Genomic DNA, 25,093 nt, shown 5'->3' on the forward strand with positions numbered 1-25,093 from the left:
GTTACCCCAGTACGTCGTAATCTTTTTTGGAAACGGGGCGAATCAGATTCAGCACACCCGTGCGTGACAATGCACTAGTTAAATAGTAGGCGAACACGCCGGCAATTAAGGCGCTGCCCAGTAGTCGCAAGCTAATAAACAATATGTAATTCCAGAAGGTAAGCTGATCGATATAGCCGTAGTAGGTATCTACAAAAATGGACATGATGGCTGAAGCGAAGGCTGCGAGAATCGTAACCCCTACATTTGTGCGGCGGTAACGGAAGGCAGCAAATACCAGCTCCGCCCCAAGCCCCTGAAGCAAACCAAACACAAGCGTCGCCACACCCCATGAACCGCCATATAGCGCCTCAATCGTCGCTGCTGCCACTTCTGCTAATAGCGCAACCCCTGGCTTCCGAATGACGAGGAACGCGAACGTTGCGGCCATAAACCACATACCGTAGCTCAACTGCTCCGCATGCAAGCCTAGCGGCTTTAACAGATCATAAATCGGTCCCCAAATTCGATAAATCACCCCGAACACCGCGGATATCACGATCGTGATCAAAATGTCGGTCAACTTTAACCCTTTTTTACTAGCTGCTTGCTGTGCCATTTTCAAATCGACTCCTTTTCCCCAAACCATATTTGTCAATGAGATAGGCGAACACGCCAACCTAGGGTAAATCGCTCCATCGTCCCCTAAGGACACAAAAAGCCCACCGGATTAACGGCAGGCTTAAACTTAGTGCAAAAATGGCACATTAGTTCTCTACGCTGGCATTATCCAGATCAGATTAACGGTCAGTGGCATAGGGCCACTATCTCAGCCTGACTTCATCAAGCACCCGTGTTGCTATTCATTTGGCTTAACTGTAGCGGATTGCCAGCTTTTTGGCAATCCTTTTTTTCCCACTAGGCGATTTATTTCTCGATTAGATGCTTCAGATCCTGCGTTAATCCGTTCAATTGGCGGATGCTGTCCACAATATCCTGCACGCGATGCTGCTGCACTTCCGCACTAGCCAGCACTTCCTGAACGGAAGCCGCAGACTCCTCTGTGATCGCTGCAACGGACGTCATCTCATCTGCAACACGCTGCGATGAGATTTGCAATTGTTGATTCATGCGCTGCAGGTGCTCTGCTTGCTCCATCACTTCCGCTGTATTCGTGTTGATGACCTCGAATAGTTGGTTCACACTATCTGTCGATTTCTTCCCTGATTCTACAGCTGTAAAACCAACGGCAACCTTCTCAACAGCAATACCGACCTTCGACTGAATAGAACCTAAGATCTCTGAGATATCCGTTGATGCGATGTGGGCATTTTGCGCTAACTTCCGAATTTCGTTAGCAACAACGGAAAAGCCTTTCCCATGCTCACCTGCACGAGCAGCTTCGATAGATGCATTGAGTGATAACAAATTCGTCTGGTTAGCGATATCCGCAATCGTGGAAACAATGTTACCGATTTTCACATTTTCTTCGTTCACTTCATTCATGATGCCGGAGGTCTCCGTCACAATGACAGTAATATCATTGATTTTGAGTGACAAATCTTCCATCTGCGTCTTGCCTTCATTCGTCATTCTCGCCGTGTCACGGGATCTGCTGCTCATCGTATTCGATGCCGCAGTGGTCTGTTCAACCGTCTCATTCACATTCTGAATAGCCGTCGTAATATCGTTAATGCTCGAAGCTTGTGACTCAATACCGATGGTAATCTCCTGAAAAGCAGCAACAACTTCCTCTGTAATTCTACCTGTCACCGCGGCATTCTCTTGCAATTTCCCACTTGATATACCAAGCACTTCTGTTGTCGTGCGCACACCTGACAGTACCTCATCCGTTTTTATCCGAGATAGCTCGGTCTCTTTCACGCTTCTAACAACGTTAGTTAGCATTCTTGTACCGATTTGGCCTTGACCGATGAGTATCATAATGGTGAGCAAATAAAAAAGATTTACCCCGATCGGATCCACATGTGGAGTCAGCGTTGTTATGTAATAGTTCATATTAATCAGCCCTAGCACACCATTCAGCACAAGCGGTTTGTAGTCCATATATAAAGAAATGAGGGCTAAGCTTAGGTACAAAATAAAAAGGCCAAATAACGATGAACTATGCGACATGAAAAAATAGGAAATCACACTAAGCCCGAACGTAATAATATACTTCGTATAAAGAATTGCAATCTTCTTCCAAGTTAATATCGAGCATAAGATGGCAATCGGTACGCCGGCCGATACAATGGTTATCATCATGGATACAGACGTATACGCAGCCGCAAGCCCAAGTGCAAGACACGCCCATAAAAGCTTTACCATTAAGCTATTCCTTCTGTTTAATTCGAGCAGTTGATCAGACATCGTACTCCCCCTAATTTCTATCTACAAGTTTAGACATTTTCCTACACTATTCAACAAGTAGGTCTCCAACCCCTCTATTTTAAATTCCAAAATCAGGATCTCATTAGAAGTTGACTTCTACCCAGTAGAAAAACTACAATTTGTAGTGTCTTCATTATTTTTCAATAAGGAAGCTTATCCAAGATGGATCATTCCACGATGCAGAAGGGGACTGAAACGATGACAACGTTGCTCTTTATCGGACTAGCCATACTCATTGCAGCGATTATTGGCTACGTGCTGGCAGCAAGAATTAACAAAGATAACACCTCTCGGTTGAAAAAAGCCGAAAAGCAAGCCTTGAAAAAGAAGCATAAAACCTGGCTCCTCATTTCACATGCCCTGCTCATTATCGCAATAGGCAGTGTAGGCACTTCGCTCATTCAAAGCTCCGCCAGCAAATATAGTCTAGACAAGCTTAATTTCAAAGCACCTATTCAAGTCACGACGGATAAAGATTATGGACGCGATCACAAGGATGGCACCTTGATGTATGAGATGAAAATCCCTACCTCGGGTACGCATAGCCCCCACGATTTGAAGTTCGGTTTCTATAAGGAGAGACCCCCTTATGAGAAGCTTGTCCACAACCTGGAGCATGGCGATATCATCATCCATTATCATCCGGATGCACCGAAGGAGCTGCTCGATCAAATCGAGTACTTGACCCACTTCACGTCGGCTGGCGCAGGTGTTCTCGCAGTTCCAAATCCTGACGTTCCCGCAGATCAAGAGGTTGTTGTAACGGCTTGGACGAAAACAATGCCCCTCGCCAAATTCGATGAAGCTAGCGTTGGTACGTTTATTCACGACTATATCAACAAAGGTCCTGAGCAAATTCCAGCGAACGTGCGTCTTGGCGGCGGAACCATGTAGTTATTTACGAATCGTTTCACGATCTGAAACCAGCTCAGTCGGCACTAAGCCCGTAATTCTTCGGAATACGCGGTAAAAATAAGAAGGATCGTTATAGCCGATGAACTCGGCTATTTCGGTTACGGTCAGTGCGGAATGCCGCAGCATGTACACGGCAGTTTTGATCCTCGTGACATGAACGAATTCGCTGATGGTTTGACCCGTTACCTGGCGGAAAAGGGACGCTGCATAATTCGGCGATCGGCTAATGCAGGCGCCCAACTCGTCCTTGGTTACATGCTCGCGGTAATGATTCTGAATATACCCTTTCATTTGCTCCACGAGAAGTGAGGTTGCAGATAGTGTGGCCACTTGATCCCACTCCCGCTCAAGATACACAAACAGCTCTTGCAAGTGCGCTTCACACAGCGCCTGGTAATAGGGCTGTTTGTCTTGCCACCCTCGGTACATCAAGCGCAGCCGGTCGGCGATAATGTCGAATTTGCCTGTTAGTCGAGAGGTGTAGGACGACTGTTGGAGCAGCGGAAAAATATCCGAAGCTGTCTGTGCATCGAAATGCAGCACAAATTTCTCATGAATTTTCGTAGGCACACTTCGCCCATAATATAGGGTATCACTCGGAATGAGCAGCCATTGTCCTTTCTCCAGCACTTGTTTTTTCTCGTGAATCCAGTACACACAGCGGCCATAGATCACGAAAATAAGCGTCCAATCCGGACGGTTATTCGGCTGTTCCTCGTTCCATGTGCTGCTTTTATCATAGTGGAAGCCTGTTAGCTTCATGCCATCCTCGCCACCTTTTATCATACTATATTACATATATTATACTATAGTTCATAGAAACTCGCACCAATAAGGCATATAATGAAGCCAACTAATCTCTCACATTCGAAAGGAAGTCCTCCACCAATGCGTAAAACGAAAATCATTTGTACTATGGGTCCCGCGTGTGACTCCATCTCTACCCTGAAAGAATTAATTCGTGCTGGCATGAGCGTCGCGCGATTGAATATGGCTCATGGTGATCTGGACGAGCACCGCGGTCGTATTCAGCGTGTGCGCCAAGCAGCACAAGAAATGGGCGTTATCATCCCGATTCTAATGGATATCAAAGGTCCTGAAATCCGCATCGGTCAATTGAAAGATGCTTCTTATGATCTGCAAACGGGCGATCGCATCGTCTTGACGACGGAACAAATTATCGGCGACTCCAGCCGCGTATCCGTGAACTACCCAGGCCTGCCGCAGGATGTTAAGCCAGGCAATCTTGTACTGATCGACGACGGATCCATTGAACTGCGTGTTGAAATGATCGATGGTACAGAAGTTACTTGCAGCGTCTTGAACCCAGCTCAGTTGAAGCAGCGCAAAGGTGTTAACTTGCCAGGCGTACGTACATCCTTGCCGGGTGTGACAGAGCGCGATGTCATGCACATCAAATTCGGTGTTGAGGAAAATATTTCAATCGTCGCCATGTCCTTCGTTCGTAACGGAAACGATGTTCGTGAGGTTCGCGCTCTACTAGAGCAGCACGGCGCTGGATTGACACCGATTATCTCCAAAATTGAGAACGAAGAAGGCATGACGAACTTCGCTTCCATCTTGGAAGCTTCCGACGGCATCATGGTTGCCCGTGGCGATCTTGGGGTTGAAATTCCAACGGAAGAAGTTCCGATCGCGCAAAAAGATATGATTCGCGCTTGTAACCTAGCTGGCAAGCCAGTTATTACAGCTACGCAAATGCTGGATTCCATGCAACGCAACCCGCGTCCGACTCGTGCTGAAGTGAGTGACGTGGCGAACGCCGTGCTTGACGGCAGTGACGTTGTGATGCTTTCAGGTGAGACTGCTGCCGGTAAATACCCAATCGAGTCCGTGACGATGATGGCAACCATCGCTGAGCGCGTTGAGCAAACCATGGTGCGCAGCTCCTTGGTTGATGCACAGCTTCAGTCCAACAACGAAATCACGGAAGTGTTGTGCCAAGCGGTTGTATCCTCCGCGAACAAGCTGCATGCTGCGGCGATTCTAACACCGACAGAGACTGGCTTCACGGCGCGGATGATCGCGAAATACCGCCCAGAAGCACCGATTATTGCGGTAACGAACAGCCAACACGCTATCAGCCAGTTGAGCATGGTGCAGGGCGTCATCCCTGTTCTTGGTGAATTCTGCGAATCGACAGACGCGATGATCCGCTCTGCGATCAACCAAGCGGAGACGCTTGGTTATGTGAAAAAAGGCGACCTCACTGTCGTCTCTGCCGGTATTCCGGTTGGGAAATCCGGTACGACCAACCTGTTGAAGGTTGAGCGGGTTTAGAGATTAGGGTTCCGTACTGGTTTCGCGTTCTGCTGCAACTGATTATAAGCCTCCCTTCCACCTTTGTCCGGTGGAGTGGGAGGTTTTTGGTTTTCATACTCTCAGTTAGACTTTGCTGGATTGACCTCGAAGACGGAGCTCCTCAATTAGTTAGAAAACTAACGAGGAAAAAGGGTACACTAGAGTAACTCTTCACTATCGAGCAACGGAGGCAACAGGTGATTATTCGACTTGGATTCGTATCTACCGCCATGGCTATTTTTAATAACACCCCTAGCTCGACCTTCACATATAAGCTTTTCTCCGAGCGGCCGCGCGATGAAGCGATGAAGCGTGCCATTGAGATTGGCCGCAAAAACCTCCAAGCGACACAGCGCATTCTCTACTACAATGCGGCTCATGGCATACGGTTATTTCGGCTCTCGTCCGCGCTAATTCCGTTGGCTACGCATCCGGATGTGCGGATTGATGTTGCCGTTGAGTACGCAGACGAGCTTCGCAAGCTCGGTGACTTCGCGAAGGAGCATGATATCCGGCTCAGCATGCATCCGAATCAATTTACGCTCCTGAATGGGAGCGATAAGGTCGTCGATGCGGCCATCGACGATTTGAATTATCATGCGGCGATTTTGGACGGCATGAGGTTGGATGAGACCGCCATAATCAACATCCACGTTGGCGGTGTGTATGGCAATAAGGCAGCCGCGACGCAGAAGCTCTTCGACAACGCACCGAAGGTGCCTGAGCATGCGATGCGGCGGCTTACGTTTGAGAACGATGACAAGACGTATACGCTCGAAGAAACGCTCGCTGTGAGTCAGAAGCTGCAGCGACCGTGCATGCTGGATTTGCACCACGATTGGTGCAATCCCTCGGCGGTGTCCCCCATCGAGCTGCTCCCTCAGATCGCGCAGACATGGGGCGACCTGCCGATGAAGATCCACGTCTCCTCGCCCAAGAGCGAGAAGGAATTTCGCTCCCACTCGGACTATATTGAGCCAGAGATGCTAACCGCTTTTCTCAAAAGATGCAAAGAGATCGATCTCCCCCGCATCGACGTCATGATTGAAGCGAAGGTGAAGGATCTAGCCCTGTTCCACTTAGCCGAGCAGCTTGGAAAAATCCGCGGCGTTAAGCGGCTGGATGGCGGGGTTTTGAGTTGGTGAGGCTGCGCAAGAGCCGCCGGTACCCAGGTAACAAAAAAAGAACCGCTCCTGATGATCTCAGAAGCGGTTCTTTGTCGTCGCATCGATAGCTGCCTTCGAGAGATTTACGTTTTTCACATGGCGTAAAGCGTTAATTTCGCCGCCAATAATGATAATGAGCGCTGAGATGTAAAACCAGGTCATCAGTACGATGATTCCCCCGATGCTCCCATACGTGGCGCTATAATTCGTGAAGCTGTTAACATAGAAGGAGAAAGCCAGCGACGTACCTTGCCAGCCAACGGCTGCGAAAAGTGCGCCTGGCAGCACACTTTTGCAGGATAAACAGGTGTTCGGCGCGATGTAGTAGATCCCGATAAAAACGACGAAAATAATGACAAAGTTCACAATCCAGCGTAGATTGTTCCACAGCTCGATATGAGCAGCGGCAATATGAATATGAACAGCGGTCCAATCCCCGATCCAATGGCCAAAAACACTGAGCAGCAAAGCCGATATGATCACTATCAGCATCCCCAACGTGAGCATGACAGCAAGAAAGCGAGAATGGATGAAGCTTTTACGCGCTGGCAGACCGTACGCTTTATTCACTGCGAGCACAATCGCATTCATTGCCGCACTGGCGCTCACTAAGGCCAAGATTAAACCGAAGGACAGCGTTCCTCCTCTTTTGACATTGAGCAAATTAGTGAGTGTTTCCTCAAGCCAGCCTGCTACGGCACCCGGAATGTACTCTTTGATTAAGCTAACCACATCGTCAGAGGAGAAGGGTAAGTACCCCAATAAGCTCATAACGAACAGCAATAACGGGAACAGGGAGAGCAGAAAATAGTACGCACACTGCGCGGCTAGTCCCGTCGCATCATGCTCATTGAACTGTCTCCACAACAATTTAGCGTAAGATTTAACCATACGTCTAGTTTTCCTTTCATACGGCCATATTTGTGGTAAAATAGATGGTTCAGTCTTGAATTCTTGTAAGAAACATTGTCATGAAACAGGTGGTCACATGAATTCCCTTCCTATGTATACAACGCCGTTAAGCTTTAGTTCAGAGCGCTCCATGCCCCATGCGAAGATGGCGCTTCTTACGAATAGCACGGGACTGGTACCGAATACGGATTCGGATGCTTATTTTTTCCGTGATCTTGAGGAGCAAGGCATCCTGCTGAATGAAGCTCAAATCAAGGCTGTACGCCATTACAAAGGGCCTCTACTTACGCTAGCTGGGGCCGGTTCTGGGAAAACGACGGTACTTGTGTGCCGAGTCGCTTACTTACTTCGTGTCCATCAGGTACAGCCTGCCAATTTGTTATTGATTACTTTTTCGAAAAAAGCAGCTGAAGAAATGCGGGAACGTCTCACAACGATGCCTGGTCTTCATGCCCGTATGACGAATGTGATGCAGGTGCGGACGTTTCATGCTTTTTGCCTGCGATTACTGCGGATGAACGGGCTGCAGCAGGAGATTTTGAGTGATGGCCGCTTTCAGCAAATTGTTTTTAAGCGGATCATGCTTAGTATGGGCCTGCAGGATACGTATCAGCCTGAGGTGCTTATTACGCTCCTTTCCTCCTACAAAATGCAGCTCATCGAGGTCGAAGATCTCCCCGAAGTCACAGAAGAAGAGCAGGAAGTAAAGAAGATTTTCTTGCAGTATGAACAATGGAAAATGGAACAGCAGAAGATCGATTTCGATGATATTTTGATCAAAGCCTATCAGTTATTACTTCAAAATCCCGATATTCTCCGCTCCATGCAGCGAAAATTCACGTACATCAGCGTCGATGAATTCCAGGATACGAATACGGTTCAGTATGAAATTATTAAAATGATTGCTGCAGCCCACCAGAATTTGATGGTTGTGGGTGACGATGACCAGACGATTTATTCGTTCAATGGGGCGAGAAATGAATTTATTTTACAATTCCATGAGCAGTACCCCGCCGCGACTACTGTTACGCTGGATATCAACTACCGGTCAACGTCGAGTATTGTTGGTTTGGGGAATGCGATTATTAAGCACAACGTGCAGCGAAAATCAAAAACACTTCTGGCAACAAAGGAAAGTACCCAAAAGCCGCATTATGTTAAACCTGCGAACAGCGATGACGAGGCAGATTGGTTAATTAACGATCTTCGGCTTAAAGTCGCCGAAAGCGGCAGCCAGTATGGGGATTTCGCGATTCTGTATCGAACAGCGAGTAACAGTCGGGCTATTATTGAGCAACTCATCCTGCATAACCTCCCTTTTGTGGATTATGGCACCAATGATTCGTTCTATGAGCAGTGGATGGTGAAGCCGATTATTGACCATTTGCGGATTGCTCATGAGCGTCGGAATTTCGAAGCCATCGAAGGCGTCCTCCCCTCATTATATATTGGACGAGACCAAGGCATGCGTATTATTCAAGATGGGGAAGCGATTCAGGCGAAAAAGTGGCCTTTAATCCATCTGCTTGGCCTTCCGCAGTTGAAGGATTTTCAGAAAGAAAAGCTGAAAGCCCGCATCCGTCTGATCAAATCACTCGTAGAGATGACGCCGCTGGCGGCGATTCAGGCGATTCGCAAAGATTTCTATGATGCGTTCCTAGAGACCAACAAGCGCAGCAAGCTCACGCAGCATCGCGAGATGCTGAAGGAAACGCTGGACGAGCTGGAGTCCTCAGCCAAGCGATTTAATACCGTGGAGCAGTTCCTTTATTTTATCCATGAAGTGGCGGAAAAACGCACGGAAATGAGTCGATTGCCGAAAGAGCATTTTGCGGACAAAATCTCGCTCATGACGATTCATAAATCGAAGGGCTTGGAGTTCCCGATCGTGTACCTGCTCTGTGCGATTGAGGGCAATATGCCGCATAGCTCGGCACTGGATGCGGGCCATTTGGACGATGTCAAAATGGCGGGCGTTGCGGGGCGCGACAAAGGAACCGCGGCGCTGGAGGAAGAACGGCGACTGGCTTATGTCGCCGTGACGAGGGCGAAAGGCGAGCTGCTGATCAGCTCGCCGGCGTTTTATCGCGGGAAGAAGGCGGAGCCTTCCCGGTTCTTATTGTCCGCGTTCCCTGGCGCGGACGGGGTTGTGACCAGCCGCGACAAGCCAGCGGCTGGGTCTGGTGCGGCCGCTCGCGGAGCGGCGGCCGGAGGCCGGTCAGCCACCGGCGGAGCCGTGGCTGGGGCTAGGGCAGCGGCGGGTGCGCCTGCTGCCGGTTCTGCGCCCGCGACCGAGCGGGTCGCGGCTTGGTTGTGCGGCGCGGCCGGCTGCAAAGCCTGGTCGCGGATCTCTTCGCCGCAGGAGGCACGACTCGCGGCGAAGGCGTGCCCGCTCTGCGGCACGGGCATGGTGAAGGGCAGCCGCGAGATCGCGCTGTCGCGGCGGTAGCGGCTGCGGCTGTGCGACTTTACTCGCTCGCACCGTCCGAATTGTCTCACGGCCCCTCTCCTACGTAGCTCGAATCCACGCGAGCGGAACGTCAGTGCGCTACTTCGATGATTTCGCTCCAACTATTATTCAAGAGGAACGTGAGTGTGCTATTTGTTCATTTTTAGCCGTTTTGAGGCTTAAAACAGCAAAATAGCGTATCTACGTTCCTCTTCTTGTTCCTTACGCTTATTTTCGCACAAATAGCGCATCCTCGTTCCCTTTGTCACAAGCTTTCGCCGAATTCGCACCTAAGTAACTCAAATGTTAATCGACTGCTCCACGTGCAAGCACTTATACAAATTAGATTGTTCACTTTCTTCAACATCAAAAGAGCAGCGATCCCCCAAGGATCACTGCTCTTTCTTTCATCTCTACATTTTGCAACTAATCCTCTGCCTCTTAAACTAACTCTCTCAACGCACTTAGAGCCGCATCATAATCCGGGTGATCCTTCATTTCAGTCAAATACTCCACATAACGGACGGTGTCATTCGCATCCACGATGAAGATCGCACGCTGATCCAGTTGAATCTCTTTGATAAGCACGCCGTAGGCTTGACCAAAAGAACGATTTTTGTAGTCCGAAAGGGTGACAACTTTATCAATACCCGCGGCGCCGCAGAAACGACTTTGAGCAAAAGGAAGATCCACGGAGATCGTCAAGATGACGACATCATCGCCTAGTTTGTCGGCCTCCACATTGAAGCGGCGAGTCTGGGCGTCACATGTCCCTGTGTCAACGGATGGGACAACGGAGATCAGCTTTATTTTGCCTGCATAATCTGCCAAGCTTACTTCGGTCATCAAGTCTTTATTTACTTTAAAATCAGGCGCTTGATCCCCCACTTTGATTTCAGGTCCCAGCAAGGTGATCGGGTTTCCTCCAAGGGTAGCGATGCCTGTGCGTTCTTGTACGTGTGTCTGTGTCATTGTATAGTCCTCCTAGATATATGAATGGATTTGGTTTGCTTAATTCCGTGGAACCGAGAGGTTAAGAGGTATGCTTCTATTTTCCATATGGGGTCTAGCTTTATTGGTTGGTCCAAGCTTTCTTTAAGCCCCAGCAATAACAGCCTTCAACTTCTCTTTACTCTGCACGCCAACCAGTTGATTCACCACTTGCCCGTCTTTGAAAACGAGTAAAGTCGGGATGCTCATTACGTTGTATTGTTCAGCGGATGCTGGGTTATCGTCGACGTTGATTTTGACAATTTTGGCAGTCTCGCCGAGTTCGGCTGAGAGTTCATCTAAGATCGGAGCGATCATCTTGCACGGGCCGCACCATGGCGCCCAGAAATCGACGAGGACGGTACCGGTTTGGGTTTCATTGTGAAAAGTAGCATCGGAAATGTGGTTAACGGACATAGCTCATTCCTCCTTGTAGTTCATGTTCTTGTGAAGCATGCTCAGATATAAATCGTTCAGCATCAAGCGCGGCCATACATCCGCTGCCTGCTGACGTAATCGCTTGGCGGTAGATCCGATCCTGCACATCGCCGCAAGCGAACACCCCTGGTATCGTCGTTTGTGAAGTGCCCGGTATCACTTGCAGGTAACCGAGCTCATCCGTAGGCAGCTGCCCGCCAAGGAACCCCGTGTTCGGGGTATGCCCGATCGCTAGGAAAATCCCGTCAGCTTCCAACAGCTCCTCTTCACCTGTGGCGTTGTTGTGGACTTTCAGTCCAGTCACACCCATCGGCCCCGCTACCACTTCAAGTGGTGTACGGTTTAGGCTCCAAGCAACTTTGCTGTTGCCGCGAGCGTGATCTTGCATGATTTTCGAAGCTTTAAGATCATCTCTGCGATGCACAACACGCACTTCGGAAGCGAATCGCGTCAAGAACTGCGCCTCTTCCATTGCGGTGTCGCCGCCGCCGATGACGATAATTTTTTTGTTGCGGAAGAAAAATCCATCACACGTTGCGCAGGTACTCACACCTTTGCCGATATTGTCGGCTTCACCAGGTATCCCTAATTTCTTAGCCGTTGCACCTGTCGAAATAATTACTGAGTCAGCGGTCAATTGCCCGCCATCCTCTAGAAACAAGGTGAAAGGACGTTTGGAGAAATCAACCTCCTTCACTCGTCCAGACTGGATCGCAGCCCCAAAACGCAATGCCTGTTTCCGCATGTTATCCATCAATTCTGGTCCCGTGATCCCATCCGGAAAACCTGGGAAGTTATCTACCTCTGTCGTCGTGGTCAACTGACCACCTGGCTGTATCCCTTCAATAACAAGCGGTGACATGTTCGCTCTCGCTAAATAAATAGCTGCGGTTAGTCCCGCAGGTCCTGTTCCGATAATAATCGCTTTGTGATGCATAGGAATGCCTCCTTTAGTACTGCTATCAATTATGCCGTATATTTGCATTGTGCAAAATTTAATTTATTGCAAACTCCATGAACAAATCATATCAATTCCATCTTATTTTGTCAACAATTAAATTGTGCACAATACAATAAGTGGTGCCAAACGGAGTATTAAGCTTACATTCAGGTTACGCTCATGCTCCCTTCAGCTAGGACATGCATAATGAGGTACAGAACGAGAACAAGACAAACAGCCACACCACGAGAGGAAGAATATATATGAATTCAAAAAATAATCGTACATGGGTATGGACCTCATCCGTCCTATTGGTCAGCTTGATCGCTTATGCATCCTTCTTTCCACCCGTTTCTAAAAATGCTGATGCTAAAGCTGTTGCCAAAGTCAACGGTGTTGAAATAAGTACAACTAAGCTTTATAACGCATTGATAGCTAGTGGCGGAGCACAAACATTGGACTCTATGATCACAGAAGAACTTATCAACCAAGAAGGTAAAAAGGCAGGCATTGTACTCACCGAAGCTGATATTACCAAAGAGCTTGAATCGATTAAAAGCACATATAGCTCCGAGGATGAGTTTAACAAGGCACTCGCGAACTACGGGATGACACTGGACGATTTGAAGAAGAACATGAACACCCAAGTCATGATGAAAAAGATTTTGGAGCCGCAAGTCTCAATTACTGATGATGAAATCAAAAAATATTATGATGACAATTTAGAATCGTTAAAAGTACCTGCACAGGTAAAGGCTGCTCATATCTCAGTAAAGACAGAGTCGGAGGCAAATGCTATTCTTGCTAAACTGAAAAGCGGCGGGGATTTCGCAGCTCTTGCCAAGGAAAGCTCCACGGATACAGCAACGAAGGATAAAGGTGGCGATCTAGGCTATATCTCTGTCGGACAAGGGGATCCAGCCATGGAAGCCGCGGCATTCGCTTTGGAAAATGGTGGATTAAGTAGTGCGGTACAAACCGCTACCGGGTACGATATTATTAAGGTAACGGATCATAAAGCAGCTTCAACACCTACACTTGCAGACAAAACGGCAACGATTAAACAAACATTAACAGATCAAAAAATCTCAACACTTTCCCAAACCTGGTTGGAACAGAAAAAATCAGAAGCGAAGATTGAGAATAATTTATCCGATATAGCTAAAAAAACGACCTAATACTTTAGTGGCTTATTGATTTGGGATAAAGTCCATGTATTCGATGGACGGCTGGCAGTACATCATTCGCTCCGACACCAAAACGCCCTTGGCTCTCAGCCAAGGGCGTTTACTTTTTTTGTGCTATGGTGTGCGAAGCTTCATCTCATCCAGACTCTTGAACTGATAGCCCTGAGCCCAGGCAGCATCAATAATTTTACCAAGCGCTTCTGTATTATCTCTGGACACGGAGTGCAGCAGAATGACGGCGCCTGGATGCAGCTGGGCCATCACATTTTTATAGGCATACTCCCAGCCCTTCTGCTGCTTCGGCTCCCAGTCACGGTACGCAACGGACCAGAAGACATTGGTGTAGTTAAGCCCTTGGGAGACAGCCAGCGAACGGTTATTGAAAATGCCCCGCGGCGCACGCAGATAATGCATCTCCATTTGCCCCGTAACCGCAGCGACCTCCTCTTTCACTTGATTGAGCTCTTTCTGAATACGCTCTGCTGAAATTTGACTCATATCCGGATGGCTCCACGAATGGTTACCGATCAGATGTCCCTCTGCCGTCATACGTTTCAACAGCTCAGGTTCTGTCCGAATGTAATGGCCTGTCACGAAAAATATAGCAGGTACCTGCTTCTCTTTCAGCACATCCAGAATTTTACCCGTGTAGCCTTGTTCATACCCATTATCGAAGGTTAAGTACAACTCTTTTTGCGACTGATCACCTGTAAAAACAGCCCCATGCTGCTTTAAAAGCCCCTTGAAGCCCTCTTCATCGATGGATGGCGGCTGCCCATTGACGCTTTTTTTGAATCCAAAATGATACGTTCCATCGGCAGACACCATTGTCACTTGTCCCACCAATAGAGCCAGGGAAAGTATTAGAATTCGTAAAGTTTTCACGCTAATGATGACATTCACTCCTTGCCTTCTGTGATGAGTTACAGTCAACTTGGACTGTTACTAATATGCCACATCACGGCAGGAGATTATGTGCAAATCACAATGTCGGACGCCAACAAACCCTTTTTTCTTTTGCAATTCAATGATATCCCCCCATTCCACTTGGCTTTCACCTGAATACAATAGAGTACATGATCTGTAGGGGTGGAGATTTTTATTCGTAGACGTGATACTAATCCAATCAGAGAAGATTTACTGCATATCCTGAAACTATCGTCCGAGGAAGACATTTATAAAGCGCAATATAATGGGTTTTCTCTGGCCGATATCGCGAGAGCGAATCAGGTAGATGTACAGAAGGTCATTGAGCTCCAATTAGAAGAGTTAACAGAGCAGCTTCAGGTGCGGTTATTTAACGGCAGTATTACACCAGAGCAGTATTTGGCCCAGCGCGCAGAATTACCAGAAATCATTAGTAAAAGCGTATATGCGATGTAAGAAGATAAGATGTAAGCGCCCCTTTTGGGGTGCTTTTTTGTGTGCGACAGCTTGTTGCGGTCCTATTTTTATGTCACTATGAGAAAAGCTTCTATTGAAGTCATTCGAAGAGGAGCGCCCGCGTTAAGATGTTGTTTTTATCGCCAATAACAATTTGTTCTTCCGAGCGAGCATCGGACACTTATTAATTCTTATGTGGTCAAAAGAGATCAAGATTAATCGCTTACGTTGTTTGGAAAGGACTGCATGCTCTGTGAATTTTCATCACCTTGTCCCTCTCATCCCGCTTATTGATCAGATACACGTCGGAACCTCTGCGTTAGCTGTCGCAAGCTCACCTGGCAAATACCAGCTGGTCATTATCCGCCAAGGTCATCTAACGCTGCATTGGGACGGGCATGAACCCATTATTTGTTCCCAAGCCTATGCCTGTCATCCCGAGCAAGGCGACTACACCATCCAAGTACCTAAAACCAAAATCGTCGATTACGTCATCATCACATATACCATGCTCCCCATCGAACATAGCTGGACTTTACAAGGTCATCTAACAACGTTAAGTGAGGTCAAAATCCACTATATGCTCGACGAGATCATACGAAGAACACAGGACCTTGATCCTCTTGCGGCGGCGGATGAAGATGCGGCACAAGTAATGCGCATGCGTATGATGCTGGAACGTATTCTTTTTATTTATCTCTATGAATCTGATCTGACGTACGAAAAGAGGACGGCCGCGGAATCCATCGAAGGCACGATATCCTATATTAACGAGCATTATATGCTAGAGCTTACGCTTCCTATGCTGGCCAGACGTGCGGGTATGAGCGTGGGGTATTTTACTGTTTTATTTAAAAAGATGACCGGCACAACGCTAATGAGCTATTTGTATGCATTGCGTATTGAGAAAGCGAAGACCATGTTTCTGCAGACTGATCTGCTTGCCAAAGAAATCGCGGGCCGTGTTGGATTCATTGATTATTTCCATTTCAGTAAGGTTTTCAAGAAGAAAACAGGCTATTCACCTTCCGAATTCGTTCTCTGTCATCCTAAAATATAGCAATCAGACATGTCTGATATGCAGATTAGACATGCCCTATTCCTTCATTATTCGGTATTATACTAATTGAGAATAATAATCATTTTCATGGAGGAATGCTGAAATGAAATCCCTTTTTACTCGTATTAGCCTTATCGCACTGATCAGCGTATTTGCACTAAGCCTCGCCGCTTGTGGCAAAACGACGAATACCGAATCAGCTGCAACAACGACACCAGCTGCAGCTAGCGCTACACCTGCACCAAAAGCGGACGGGAAGATCACCGTTCAAGATGCTGTTGGGACGGTTGAATTACCTAAGAAGCCTGAACGCATCGTGGCGATGGAATTCAGCTTCACCGATGATCTCGTTTCGCTCGGCGTTCAGCCAGTCGGCGTTGCCGATGACAGCTCACCCGATTTATTGATGGACTCCGTTAAAGGCTTGCTGAAAACTTACACATCCGTCGGCTCACGCTATGAACCAAACATTGAGCTCATTAGCTCACTTAAACCAGATCTGATCATTGTCGACATGAATAAACATAAGGCTGCTATTCCACAACTCAAAGGGATTGCACCTGTTCTTGTGTTAGATGATTACACAGCTAATTACGAGCAAATGCTCAAAAACGTTGGTATTATTGCGAAAGCGGTTGGTAAAGAAGAGGAAGGCAAGAAGCATATTGCCGAGCACCAAGCCAAAGTGGACACGATGAAAAAGAAATTGACTGCAACAAACGTTCGCGTTCTGCCTGCAGTTGTAAATCCAAAAGGTTTCTTCGCACATTCTGACCATGCTTACAGCGGTTCTTTCCTTGCTATGCTTGGGTACACGGATCCTGTTAAAAATAATGCCGCTTATCCACAGCTAACCCTTGAACAGCTGGTTGAAACGAATCCACAAGTTCTGTTCGTGATGCCAACAGAGAAAGTAACGATTCTGCAGGAATGGGAAAAGAACCCGCTATGGCAGAAAATCGATGCTGTTGCCAACAAAAAAGTATTCTCTGTAGAAAGACGTGACTGGTCCTTGTCTCGCGGTCTTCTGGGTTCCGAGAAAATCCTCGACGATATCGTGAAGAATTTGGGGCAGTAGTTCTATGAATCAGCCAATAAACATGGAGAAGCAGAGCCGTAAATGGCCTCTGCTCTTCCTATTTTCTGCGACTCTCTTAGCCATTCTAATTGGGATTATCGCTAGCTTAAAATGGGGCCAATCCCCCGTGTCTTGGCGAACTTTGTACGAAGCTGTGACCTATCAAGGCAGTGATAAGTCTCATCTGTATATCCAAACGCTGCGCTTGCCGCGTGCGATCATGGCTTGCATCGTTGGGATGCAGCTTGGGTTAGCTGGTCTGCTGACCCAGCTCACGACCAAAAACCCGCTCGCCTCTCCGCACATTTTCGGGATCAACGCAGGGGCCGCATTGGCGGTTGTAGTTGGGCTTGTCTTCGTGCCGCATTTTAGCAATATGGGGTTGATTGCTTTTGCCTTCGTCGGTGCGGCTTTAGGCGCTCTGCTGGTTTGGTCGCTCGCAGGCATGGAAAGCAAGCACTACATCGCGTTAGCCGGCATAACAATCCATTTCCTGCTGTCCTCATTGACAGAAGGCTTCATTATTCTCAATCAGCATGCGACGGACAGTATGATTTTCTGGTTAGTTGGCTCTTTGAGCCATGCCGCTTGGACGGAAGTGCGCGTGATTTCACCGTTTTTTGTCGGTGGAATGCTACTTTTTACGTTCATGCTGCCTTCGTTTAAACTGCTGCTTGTGGATGATGAGATTGCAACGGGGCTTGGCCAACGTATAACTGTGGTACGAGGCATCAGTGTGCTGCTCGTCATTGTGCTTGCAGGATCAGCGGTGGCCTTGTGCGGCCCGATCGGCTTCATTTGTTTGCTCGTTCCGCATATTGCACGCGCGTTGGTGGGAACGAATTTGATCATACTTGGTCCATTGACAGCTCTTTTGGGTGGGATTCTCCTGCTATATGCTGATTTCCTTAGTCGTTTCATCGCCTTTCCCTTCGAGTCTCCGGTCGGGATTGTAACCTCCCTCATAGGCGCACCTTTCTTCATTTTCTTAGCGCTGAAGCAAAGGGGGGCACGAGAATGATAGCATTACGAGCGTTAAGAGTGTTACATATCCCCGTTGTTTCGGTGATTCTCGCGTTGTTGCTGATGGTTGTCTTAGCCATCATCTATGCGCATGTTGGTGCGGTGCGCATTCCATTTGGGGATGTGTGGGCTGGCCTTACGGATGCGAAGCATCCTTCCTATTTCATCGTGCATCAATTACGTTTACCTCGGATTTCGGCGGCAATACTCGCGGGCTTTGGGCTGGCGGTTGGCGGTGTGATTCTCCAGAGTGTCATTCGAAATCCACTGGCTAGTCCCGATGTTATTGGCATCACCAAAGGGGCAGGCTTCATGGCTGCGGCGGTCATATTCTTGTTTCCTAAGCTGCCGAGCTACTACTTACCGATTGCCGCTTTCATTGGAGCATTCGTTGCGTTTCTCCTGCTGCTATTATTAAGCCGCCGTTTAACGCTGCGCCCCTCCCACCTTGCCCTTGTTGGCATTGCGATCGGGACGATCTTTCAGGCGGGCATCCAGTATTTGATTGTTCGCCATCCGAGCGACATCAACTCGGCACTGCTTTGGCTGTCCGGCAGCCTGTGGAACCGCAGCTGGCACAACGTGTACAGCCTGCTGCCGTGGATCGCCGTGCTGCTGCCCATCGTATGGGCGAACTTCGCCAAGCTGAACGTGTTTCAGCTTGGCGATGAGATGACCGCTTCGCTGGGCGTGAACATCGCGCGGCAGCGCTTCTGGCTGCTGCTGCTTGCCGTGGCACTAGCCGGCATCTCCGTGTCGGCTGTCGGGGCGATCGGCTTCATCGGCCTGATCGCGCCCCATATTGCGCGGAGCCTCGTCGGCGGCCGGCACCAGTGGTTGATCCCGCTCGCCGCGCTAATCGGCGCGGATCTTATGCTGCTCGGCGACTTGGTCGGCCGTGTCATCATTCTCCCACGGGAGATCCCCGTGGGGATTATGACGGCGGTCATCGGGACGCCGTACTTCATTTATTTGCTGCGCCGGGAACGGCGGCGGCGGTAGGGGGTTGGAGTGCCGGGCACAGGATGCACAACATACTACTTGGCAGTGCAAGTTCATGTTGTGCAACATGATTGCTACGTAAGGGCACTTTGTTGGCTCTATGTTGCACTTTGTGCAACATGATACCCACATTTTGGTGCTTTTTTGACTTTATGTTGCACTTTTTACACCATTATGCGGCGTTATGGTCGGTTTTCGGCTAATTCTCCTTATCATGTTGTATGAAATACAACACGAATTAAGATCAGGCCCGAAATCCCTGTTAATGCTGTATGAAATACAACACGAATTAAGATCAGGCCCGAAATCCCTGTTAATGCTGTATGAAATACAACATTGTAGGGGCTAGCTACTCTTCACTAACTTCTACGACTACCGTTGATTCTTGCCGCCGCATGTAGCTTCAATTGCTTCAAACTAGCTAATCGTGAAGGGCTCTATCGCGCCGAAACCTTCAATTACGCCAAAAAGGATGCCAACCCGTTACCACGGTTTTGGCATCCTTTTTATATTAAAATCCTCTAGATCATGCCGCGCAAACGATCCGCAATAACCCGCATCATGCTGCGCAGTACATCAATGTTCTGAAAGCAGAAGCTCAGCACAAGATCACGATGCAGCTGCAGCAGTACGGTTGCTTCCTTCGCGGTGCAATCGGCCGAACGCGGACCGCTGTCGATGATGGCCATCTCGCCGAAGAAGGCCCCTTCACCTAGCAGCGCGAACTCTTCGCTGCCGCGATGGACGCGGACACTGCCCTCGATGATACCATACATGGTATCCCCGAAATCGCCAGCGCGACAGATCACTTCGTCAGGCTCGTAGGCAATTTCATCGACCATTTGAGCCAGCCAAATGAAGTCATTCGGTCCCAGATGGGCGAATAGGTCGATCTTCTGCAGCACGAGGATTCGGCGCAGAATGACTTCATCTTTCGTTAAGTCTGATGCCTCCTTAGGCTCCTGCAGCGCCACAGCAGCTTCCGCCTGTGCCAGTGTAAGCTCTGACTGCGCAGCTTCAAGCTTCTTATCTCCCGCTTGTCCTTGCTCATCCCCTTGCACCACCGGCTCCTGCACATTTCCTTGCCCACGCGCAAGCTCCGAGCGCAGTCTGCGAGACAGCAGCTTCATCATTTCAACAGCAATGCTAGTCTGATCAAACATCATATCATAGAACACGGCGGAGTCTAACCGCCACAACACCATATCTTCTTCCGCTCGAATGGTAGCTGTACGGGCACTATTCGTAAGAATGGCCATTTCACCGAAGCAATCGCCTAGATTTAGCTCACCGATAAGCTGATTTTTGCGATATACACCTGCTCGACCCTCATCGACCAGCATAAGGGAATCGCCTGGATCGCCCTCTTTAATGACGGTATTGCCTTGATGGATGGCCATTTTATGCAATCGCTTGGCAATTACGGACAAGTCTCTGCTCGTTAAACCCTGGAACAACGAAACACGACGAAGCAGCTGCACTCGATGCATCAGATCAGCGAGCTCAGCATTCACAGTCGCTTCTGATTTGCGCAGGGTGTGATACTGAATCGTTTGTGTCAGCCAGTCGTCACCTTGTACCGATAACCAGCTTAAATGCAGGTTCAGCTCTACCTTGCTAGCTCCTACCTTCGCAAGTTTCCGCGATCCAGCCATGAATTTGGCCATTTCCGTACGCAGCGTTCCTTGCAGCGTCTGGTCAATAACTTCCTCCGCATTGGCCTGTTGACGCGAATCACCTTCCGACCAGTCCAGATAAACCGCCTGCATCGTTTGCCCATCCTGTAGGAGCGCCAGTAATAAAAACACACGCCGAGTAATTGCTGTACGAATTTCGCCAATGATATTCGCAATTTCCGAATAGTCGTCTACCCCAACGACGCATCCACCATGCTCAGCGAATTGTCCATACAGCGTAAGCTCTTGGAAAATGTATGACTCTACTTTCCGGCTTTCTGGCTGCGGCAATCGCTTCGTCAACCGCTGCAAAGACTCGAGAATGCGGTCACGCAACGCATAAGGAGCCTTCTCATAGCAAGCAAATAACATATCCATCGCTTGCTGTGTCCCGATTCGTTCGAATACCGCAGGCAAGTATAAGCTGATGTCCTTCTGTTCCAAGTAAGGTGCTAGAACCGGCAGCACATCCTCATCATCATAAGCAGCAAGTGCGTCGATCGCGTAGCGCCGGGTTTTACTATCTTTTAGCATAGCGATAATCGGTACAAGTAAAGGGGGTACATGAAGGATCGCAGCGGACTCCAGAGCACGAATTCGAACCTGCGGACTGTTATCTTGCAATAGAGAAATGAGTGGCTTGTAGAAGTTTTTCACTCGAATTTGTCCGAATAAGGCAGCCATCGCGATGCGTTCCTCTTCGTGGCCGCTCTCCATCATGTCTTTGAGCTTCCCAACCGCACGGAACATGCCTTCAATGCTGTAATATTTGACTAGACCCGCAATGGCCGCGGCTTGAACTTCGACAGATTGGTCTTCTAAATGTGCCGTAATCTCATCTACATAATTTTCTTCCGCATAGGCAGATAGGGCGATGATCGCCTTGGCTCTGACTTGTGCATCTTCGGATGTTATCAGGGTCTGCAGGACGGGCTCGAAGCCTTCCGGAATCTTTACCTCCACATACGCCAAGGCTTCCAAACGCATTTCGCGTATAGGACTATGCAGCAGCCCGTCCAAATGTGGTGTTAGATCGAAGGAGCTTGACTCAATCAAAAGGCCGAACGAATACAAGGCTTGCTGCTTGTCCAAACCGTTCAGCGCATCGATCAAGATTTGCCGAGTAACGGCATCCATTAGATTGAGCTCAACCTTTTGCAGGTCATCGCCGCCTGTTTTGAGATTGGATAAGAGCGTCGTCAAGTAAGCTTTCTTTACCTTGATGCCCGCAAAAATCCCTACAACGAGCAAAACTAGCACGATGTAGCTCAGCTTCTCAGGGGCTACGAATCGTGTAACGAGGAGAAGGCAGATAGCCGCAAGTCCTTTTGCACCATTACGTACGATCCCGTCCAAAAAGCCCTTCGCTTTATTCCGCCATTCCGGAGGAACAGGGAACATCACTAATTGACTCACCGAGGAGTAAATCGTGTCGCCGACAACTTTGTCGCTTCCTTTGACAACAACCGCCATGGCTAGGATCGGCAGCACGAGAATGCCAAGACTCCCTGCAAAGAGGGCAATCGGGAATATCAACAACGCCGTCATCACACCGAATCGCGTAATCACACGCCCTGAAACGAACAATTGCACACATAGAGCAATCAAACCTGAGAAGCCGTAGAAGCTTCCCATGAAGCCGGCTAGCGCTTCGTTTTGCAAGGTGCCGCGCAGAATAACTTTGAACTGATAATCAATTAAGGTTAGCGAAACGACCAGCGCAGCCGCTAAGATCGCGACATATTTGAGATGCGGTACGCTCGCGAATAGGCCAGCTTTCTGCTGTACGGATGTCGACTTCGCTGAGGTTTTGCGAGCCTGTGTCGGCTTCGAATCCACCGACTCTTTCGTCATGCCCAGAATCACGTACACGGCGACAAGGCCGAGTAACTGCAGCCCGGCATACACATAGATTAAGTTCGGTGTGCCGACGAGTGGAACGAGGACTTTTAAACCGAATCCGCTTAAAATTCCCCCCATGATTCCCCCGCTGCCAACGAGTCCGATCATCTGCTTCGCTTTTCGCTGGTCCATCACCGATGTAGCGAACTGCCAGAAGCATACGATCATCAGAAAGTTGAACACATCATAGCCGATATAAATGACAGGAAAAACCCAACGCAGCTCCAACCCTACACCGAATCTAGAGATCAGCACGAACGTGGAGATCAGTGGGATCATCAGCTTTAGAAGCGTTTCTAAACGCACCTTAGGGGAAAAACGTTGGAACACGATGCCTGCCGTAATCATGACAATCGCTTGAGGCAAGTACATGATGGACAGGTACGAATTGTCGAATCGGCTTAGGAAGAGTGTATCCGCCGCCGTTCGCCCGATTGTTGAAGCTGACACCACAAAGAACAAATACGCAACTAACAGAAATACCTTCCTGTATTCCTTCTTATCCTCTGTGAATTTATCTAAAAAGGATTGGTACGTTTTACTAATGCTGCTTTTCACTTTACACCTCATTTTCAATTCAACAAATCAGATAGCTTTCCTAAAATTGTACCAGAAGTCCTAGGGAAAAATAACTACTTTTTCTACATATTGACGTAAAAAAGCACAAAAAAAGACACCATCCGCAGATGTGTCTTTCATGACGTGAAAATCATCTTAAATTCGGTAATTATCGCCTCTCCAGCTGCGAATCGCTTTCTTAATCGCGTCTGGGGCCATCCGTTCGGCCGCTGCCTTCTTACAAAGTGCAGGAAATTCTTCATCCGATGCGAAACGTAAAGCCGTAATTTGTCCCATCGTCAACTTCTTATCCAGCAGCTTCTGTGTCAGCACAAAGTGCCGAAGGTTCTCTTCTGCTCGAATTGCCCGATCCTGCGCCTTAAGCGGATAGGAACGGATAAGCAAAAAGATCACAACCACAATGACAGCAATGAGTACAAACAGGACCGCGGGCAGCACCTGCTCGTTGGCCTGTAAGGCGCTAACAAGCTGCGTGATCGATAAGACCACTAACCCGAACGCAAGCAAAGTGAATATAAAATGAAACAACGGATGCATGCGTCGATGATTAACATAATTTTGAACTTTCATCTACTTATTTCCCCACAATCTCAGTAATCTCTCTCTCTAATAAGAGATATCGATGCACACTTCGCATGATGGGCACTTTCGTTAGATTATTTTTGTCCACGTACTGCTTCATCTGATCTTTCGACAGACCTAAAATTTTGCCAGCTTCCATTACCGTGAGCACAACTTCGTTGCTAGTCGCGTTGAAGGTTGTCTTCACCTTTTGATTCCAGTCTTCAAATGATTGCATGTATTCGCACCCTTCTCATTCCGATCTCTCTATTATAGCACGAAAATACACTTCTCACCCAATTACCTTCATCTGGAATTCGGACAGGGACTAGGACTCTTCTTCGTTCATGAGAGCCAACAGTGCTCTCGGCAACGCGAATTGCTGATTGCTGATCATGATCTGATTTAACGCTTCCTCTGCAATGTCTGCTTGCTCTTCCTTGATCAATCCGATCTCCGCATGCAATCGTTCCATCTGCGAATCCAGTGCTGCCGCGGAAGCTGCTGCTTGCTTCAACTCCTCTAATAAACGGACAGGCACAGCTTGGTTACCTTCATTAAATTTATAAAATATCTTATGCTCCAAACTCGCCCAACAGTCCATGGCAATCGTACGAATTTGAATCTCCATACAGACGCGCTCTTCGCGGTCCGACATATGTACAGGCACTTCAACAAGCAAATGTAAGCTTTGGTACCCGTTGGGCTTCGGATTTTTGATGTAATCTTTTTCGCTCAAAATATGGAGATCATTCTGGTTTCTCAACATCTTCGAGATGACATAGATATCGGAGACGAACGAGCACGTGATTCGGAGGCCGGCAATGTCTTTCACGCTGCCCTGAATGCCTTCGAAGGAGAGCTCTCCCCCTTTTCTCAGCAGCTTTTGAAAAATACTTTCCGGTGATTTCAACCGAGACTTCGTGTGTTCAATCGGGTTATATTCATGCAGCATCTCGAATTCTTGAACGAGGATATCAATCCTTGTTTCCATTTCATCCAGCGCAAACTTATAGGTCATCATGAAGCGTGTAATGTCGTGCTTAAACTTTTTCAAGTCATTCATCGAAAGCTGATTACTGATCATATTCATGCAGAATTCCATCCTTTGGTCATGGTTATTTTACCAGTCATTTC

General features: G+C 48.3%; 22 protein-coding genes and 1 riboswitch. Of the genes, 10 read left to right on the plus strand and 12 right to left on the minus strand.

What is annotated here, in order from left to right:
* Position 1 precedes the first annotated feature (1 nt).
* Entirely contained in the window at positions 2–598 is a 597-nt protein-coding gene (locus tag AC58P7_RS30420; protein ID WP_497349736.1) for an ECF transporter S component, read from the minus strand.
* Between the two features lie 136 nt (positions 599–734).
* A riboswitch (TPP riboswitch) is annotated at positions 735–844 on the minus strand.
* A 62-nt stretch (positions 845–906) separates the two neighbouring features.
* Positions 907–2,352 (minus strand): methyl-accepting chemotaxis protein, encoded by a 1,446-nt coding sequence (locus AC58P7_RS30425; protein ID WP_497349659.1) that lies wholly within the window; start codon positions 2,350–2,352, stop codon positions 907–909.
* Positions 2,353–2,535: 183 nt separating this feature from the next.
* Between AC58P7_RS30425 and AC58P7_RS30430 the strand changes: the two genes are divergently transcribed.
* On the plus strand, positions 2,536–3,267 hold the full coding sequence (locus AC58P7_RS30430) for a DUF3105 domain-containing protein (RefSeq protein WP_497349661.1): 732 nt from the start codon (positions 2,536–2,538) through the stop codon (positions 3,265–3,267).
* On the opposite strand, the gene AC58P7_RS30435 is transcribed toward AC58P7_RS30430, so the two are convergent.
* Positions 3,268–4,050 (minus strand): helix-turn-helix transcriptional regulator, encoded by a 783-nt coding sequence (locus AC58P7_RS30435; RefSeq protein ID WP_497349663.1) that lies wholly within the window; start codon positions 4,048–4,050, stop codon positions 3,268–3,270.
* A 126-nt stretch (positions 4,051–4,176) separates the two neighbouring features.
* On the opposite strand from AC58P7_RS30435, the gene pyk reads away from it, so the two are divergent.
* The gene (pyk, locus tag AC58P7_RS30440) at positions 4,177–5,589 is read left to right on the plus strand and encodes a pyruvate kinase (RefSeq protein ID WP_497349665.1); all 1,413 of its coding nucleotides are present in this window, start codon (positions 4,177–4,179) and stop codon (positions 5,587–5,589) included.
* A gap of 218 nt (positions 5,590–5,807) precedes the next feature.
* Positions 5,808–6,755, plus strand: a complete 948-nt coding sequence (uvsE, locus tag AC58P7_RS30445) for a UV DNA damage repair endonuclease UvsE (protein ID WP_497349667.1) — start codon at positions 5,808–5,810, stop codon at positions 6,753–6,755.
* Positions 6,756–6,812: 57 nt separating this feature from the next.
* Here the strand turns inward: uvsE and AC58P7_RS30450 are convergent, their stop codons facing one another.
* The gene (locus AC58P7_RS30450; protein ID WP_497349669.1) at positions 6,813–7,667 is read right to left on the minus strand and encodes a YihY/virulence factor BrkB family protein; all 855 of its coding nucleotides are present in this window, start codon (positions 7,665–7,667) and stop codon (positions 6,813–6,815) included.
* Positions 7,668–7,764: 97 nt separating this feature from the next.
* Between AC58P7_RS30450 and AC58P7_RS30455 the strand changes: the two genes are divergently transcribed.
* Complete coding sequence (locus AC58P7_RS30455; RefSeq protein WP_497349671.1) at positions 7,765–10,137, plus strand: UvrD-helicase domain-containing protein; 2,373 nt, start codon at positions 7,765–7,767, stop codon at positions 10,135–10,137.
* A 441-nt stretch (positions 10,138–10,578) separates the two neighbouring features.
* Here AC58P7_RS30455 and tpx read toward each other — a convergent pair whose 3' ends face one another.
* The 3 genes from tpx to trxB all read right to left on the minus strand — a co-directional run bounded on the left by tpx (position 10,579) and on the right by trxB (position 12,502).
* Positions 10,579–11,109 carry a thiol peroxidase gene (tpx, locus tag AC58P7_RS30460; protein WP_497349673.1) on the minus strand — a complete coding sequence of 177 codons (531 nt, stop codon included), beginning with the start codon at positions 11,107–11,109 and terminating at the stop codon, positions 10,579–10,581.
* Between the two features lie 123 nt (positions 11,110–11,232).
* Positions 11,233–11,544: a thioredoxin gene (gene trxA / locus AC58P7_RS30465; protein WP_497349675.1), complete on the minus strand. Its 312-nt coding sequence runs from the start codon at positions 11,542–11,544 to the stop codon at positions 11,233–11,235.
* Entirely contained in the window at positions 11,534–12,502 is a 969-nt protein-coding gene (gene trxB / locus AC58P7_RS30470) for a thioredoxin-disulfide reductase (RefSeq protein ID WP_497349677.1), read from the minus strand. Before trxB ends, trxA begins: the two co-directional genes overlap by 11 nt.
* Before the next feature lie 266 nt (positions 12,503–12,768).
* Here trxB and AC58P7_RS30475 point away from each other — a divergent pair, with 266 nt between their 5' ends.
* Complete coding sequence (locus tag AC58P7_RS30475) at positions 12,769–13,683, plus strand: peptidylprolyl isomerase (RefSeq protein WP_497349679.1); 915 nt, start codon at positions 12,769–12,771, stop codon at positions 13,681–13,683.
* Positions 13,684–13,806: 123 nt separating this feature from the next.
* Here the strand turns inward: AC58P7_RS30475 and pdaA are convergent, their stop codons facing one another.
* The gene (pdaA, locus tag AC58P7_RS30480) at positions 13,807–14,577 is read right to left on the minus strand and encodes a delta-lactam-biosynthetic de-N-acetylase (protein WP_497349681.1); all 771 of its coding nucleotides are present in this window, start codon (positions 14,575–14,577) and stop codon (positions 13,807–13,809) included.
* A gap of 204 nt (positions 14,578–14,781) precedes the next feature.
* Here pdaA and AC58P7_RS30485 point away from each other — a divergent pair, with 204 nt between their 5' ends.
* The 5 genes from AC58P7_RS30485 (at position 14,782) to AC58P7_RS30505 (ending at position 19,238) form a co-directional block, all read left to right on the plus strand.
* The gene (locus AC58P7_RS30485; protein WP_497349683.1) at positions 14,782–15,075 is read left to right on the plus strand and encodes a hypothetical protein; all 294 of its coding nucleotides are present in this window, start codon (positions 14,782–14,784) and stop codon (positions 15,073–15,075) included.
* A 253-nt stretch (positions 15,076–15,328) separates the two neighbouring features.
* Positions 15,329–16,135, plus strand: coding sequence for a helix-turn-helix transcriptional regulator (locus AC58P7_RS30490; RefSeq protein WP_497349685.1), 807 nt, complete (start codon positions 15,329–15,331; stop codon positions 16,133–16,135).
* Between the two features lie 103 nt (positions 16,136–16,238).
* Complete coding sequence (locus tag AC58P7_RS30495) at positions 16,239–17,213, plus strand: ABC transporter substrate-binding protein (protein ID WP_497349687.1); 975 nt, start codon at positions 16,239–16,241, stop codon at positions 17,211–17,213.
* 4 nt (positions 17,214–17,217) lie between these two features.
* Positions 17,218–18,234: a FecCD family ABC transporter permease gene (locus AC58P7_RS30500; RefSeq protein ID WP_497349689.1), complete on the plus strand. Its 1,017-nt coding sequence runs from the start codon at positions 17,218–17,220 to the stop codon at positions 18,232–18,234.
* Entirely contained in the window at positions 18,231–19,238 is a 1,008-nt protein-coding gene (locus AC58P7_RS30505) for a FecCD family ABC transporter permease (protein WP_497349691.1), read from the plus strand. The genes AC58P7_RS30500 and AC58P7_RS30505 overlap by 4 nt, the downstream gene beginning before the upstream one ends.
* A 521-nt stretch (positions 19,239–19,759) precedes the next feature.
* Here the strand turns inward: AC58P7_RS30505 and AC58P7_RS30510 are convergent.
* The 4 genes from AC58P7_RS30510 to AC58P7_RS30525 form a co-directional block, all read right to left on the minus strand.
* Entirely contained in the window at positions 19,760–23,374 is a 3,615-nt protein-coding gene (locus tag AC58P7_RS30510; RefSeq protein WP_497349693.1) for an Npt1/Npt2 family nucleotide transporter, read from the minus strand.
* Positions 23,375–23,530: 156 nt separating this feature from the next.
* Positions 23,531–23,965: a DUF6526 family protein gene (locus AC58P7_RS30515; protein ID WP_497349695.1), complete on the minus strand. Its 435-nt coding sequence runs from the start codon at positions 23,963–23,965 to the stop codon at positions 23,531–23,533.
* A 4-nt stretch (positions 23,966–23,969) separates the two neighbouring features.
* Positions 23,970–24,194 carry a hypothetical protein gene (locus tag AC58P7_RS30520; RefSeq protein ID WP_028555525.1) on the minus strand — a complete coding sequence of 75 codons (225 nt, stop codon included), beginning with the start codon at positions 24,192–24,194 and terminating at the stop codon, positions 23,970–23,972.
* Between the two features lie 90 nt (positions 24,195–24,284).
* A complete protein-coding gene (locus AC58P7_RS30525; protein WP_497349697.1) occupies positions 24,285–25,049 on the minus strand; it encodes a GTP pyrophosphokinase in 765 nt (254 codons plus the stop codon).
* Positions 25,050–25,093: the final 44 nt, after the last annotated feature.

This window comes from Paenibacillus sp. J22FR5, from assembly GCF_059691975.1.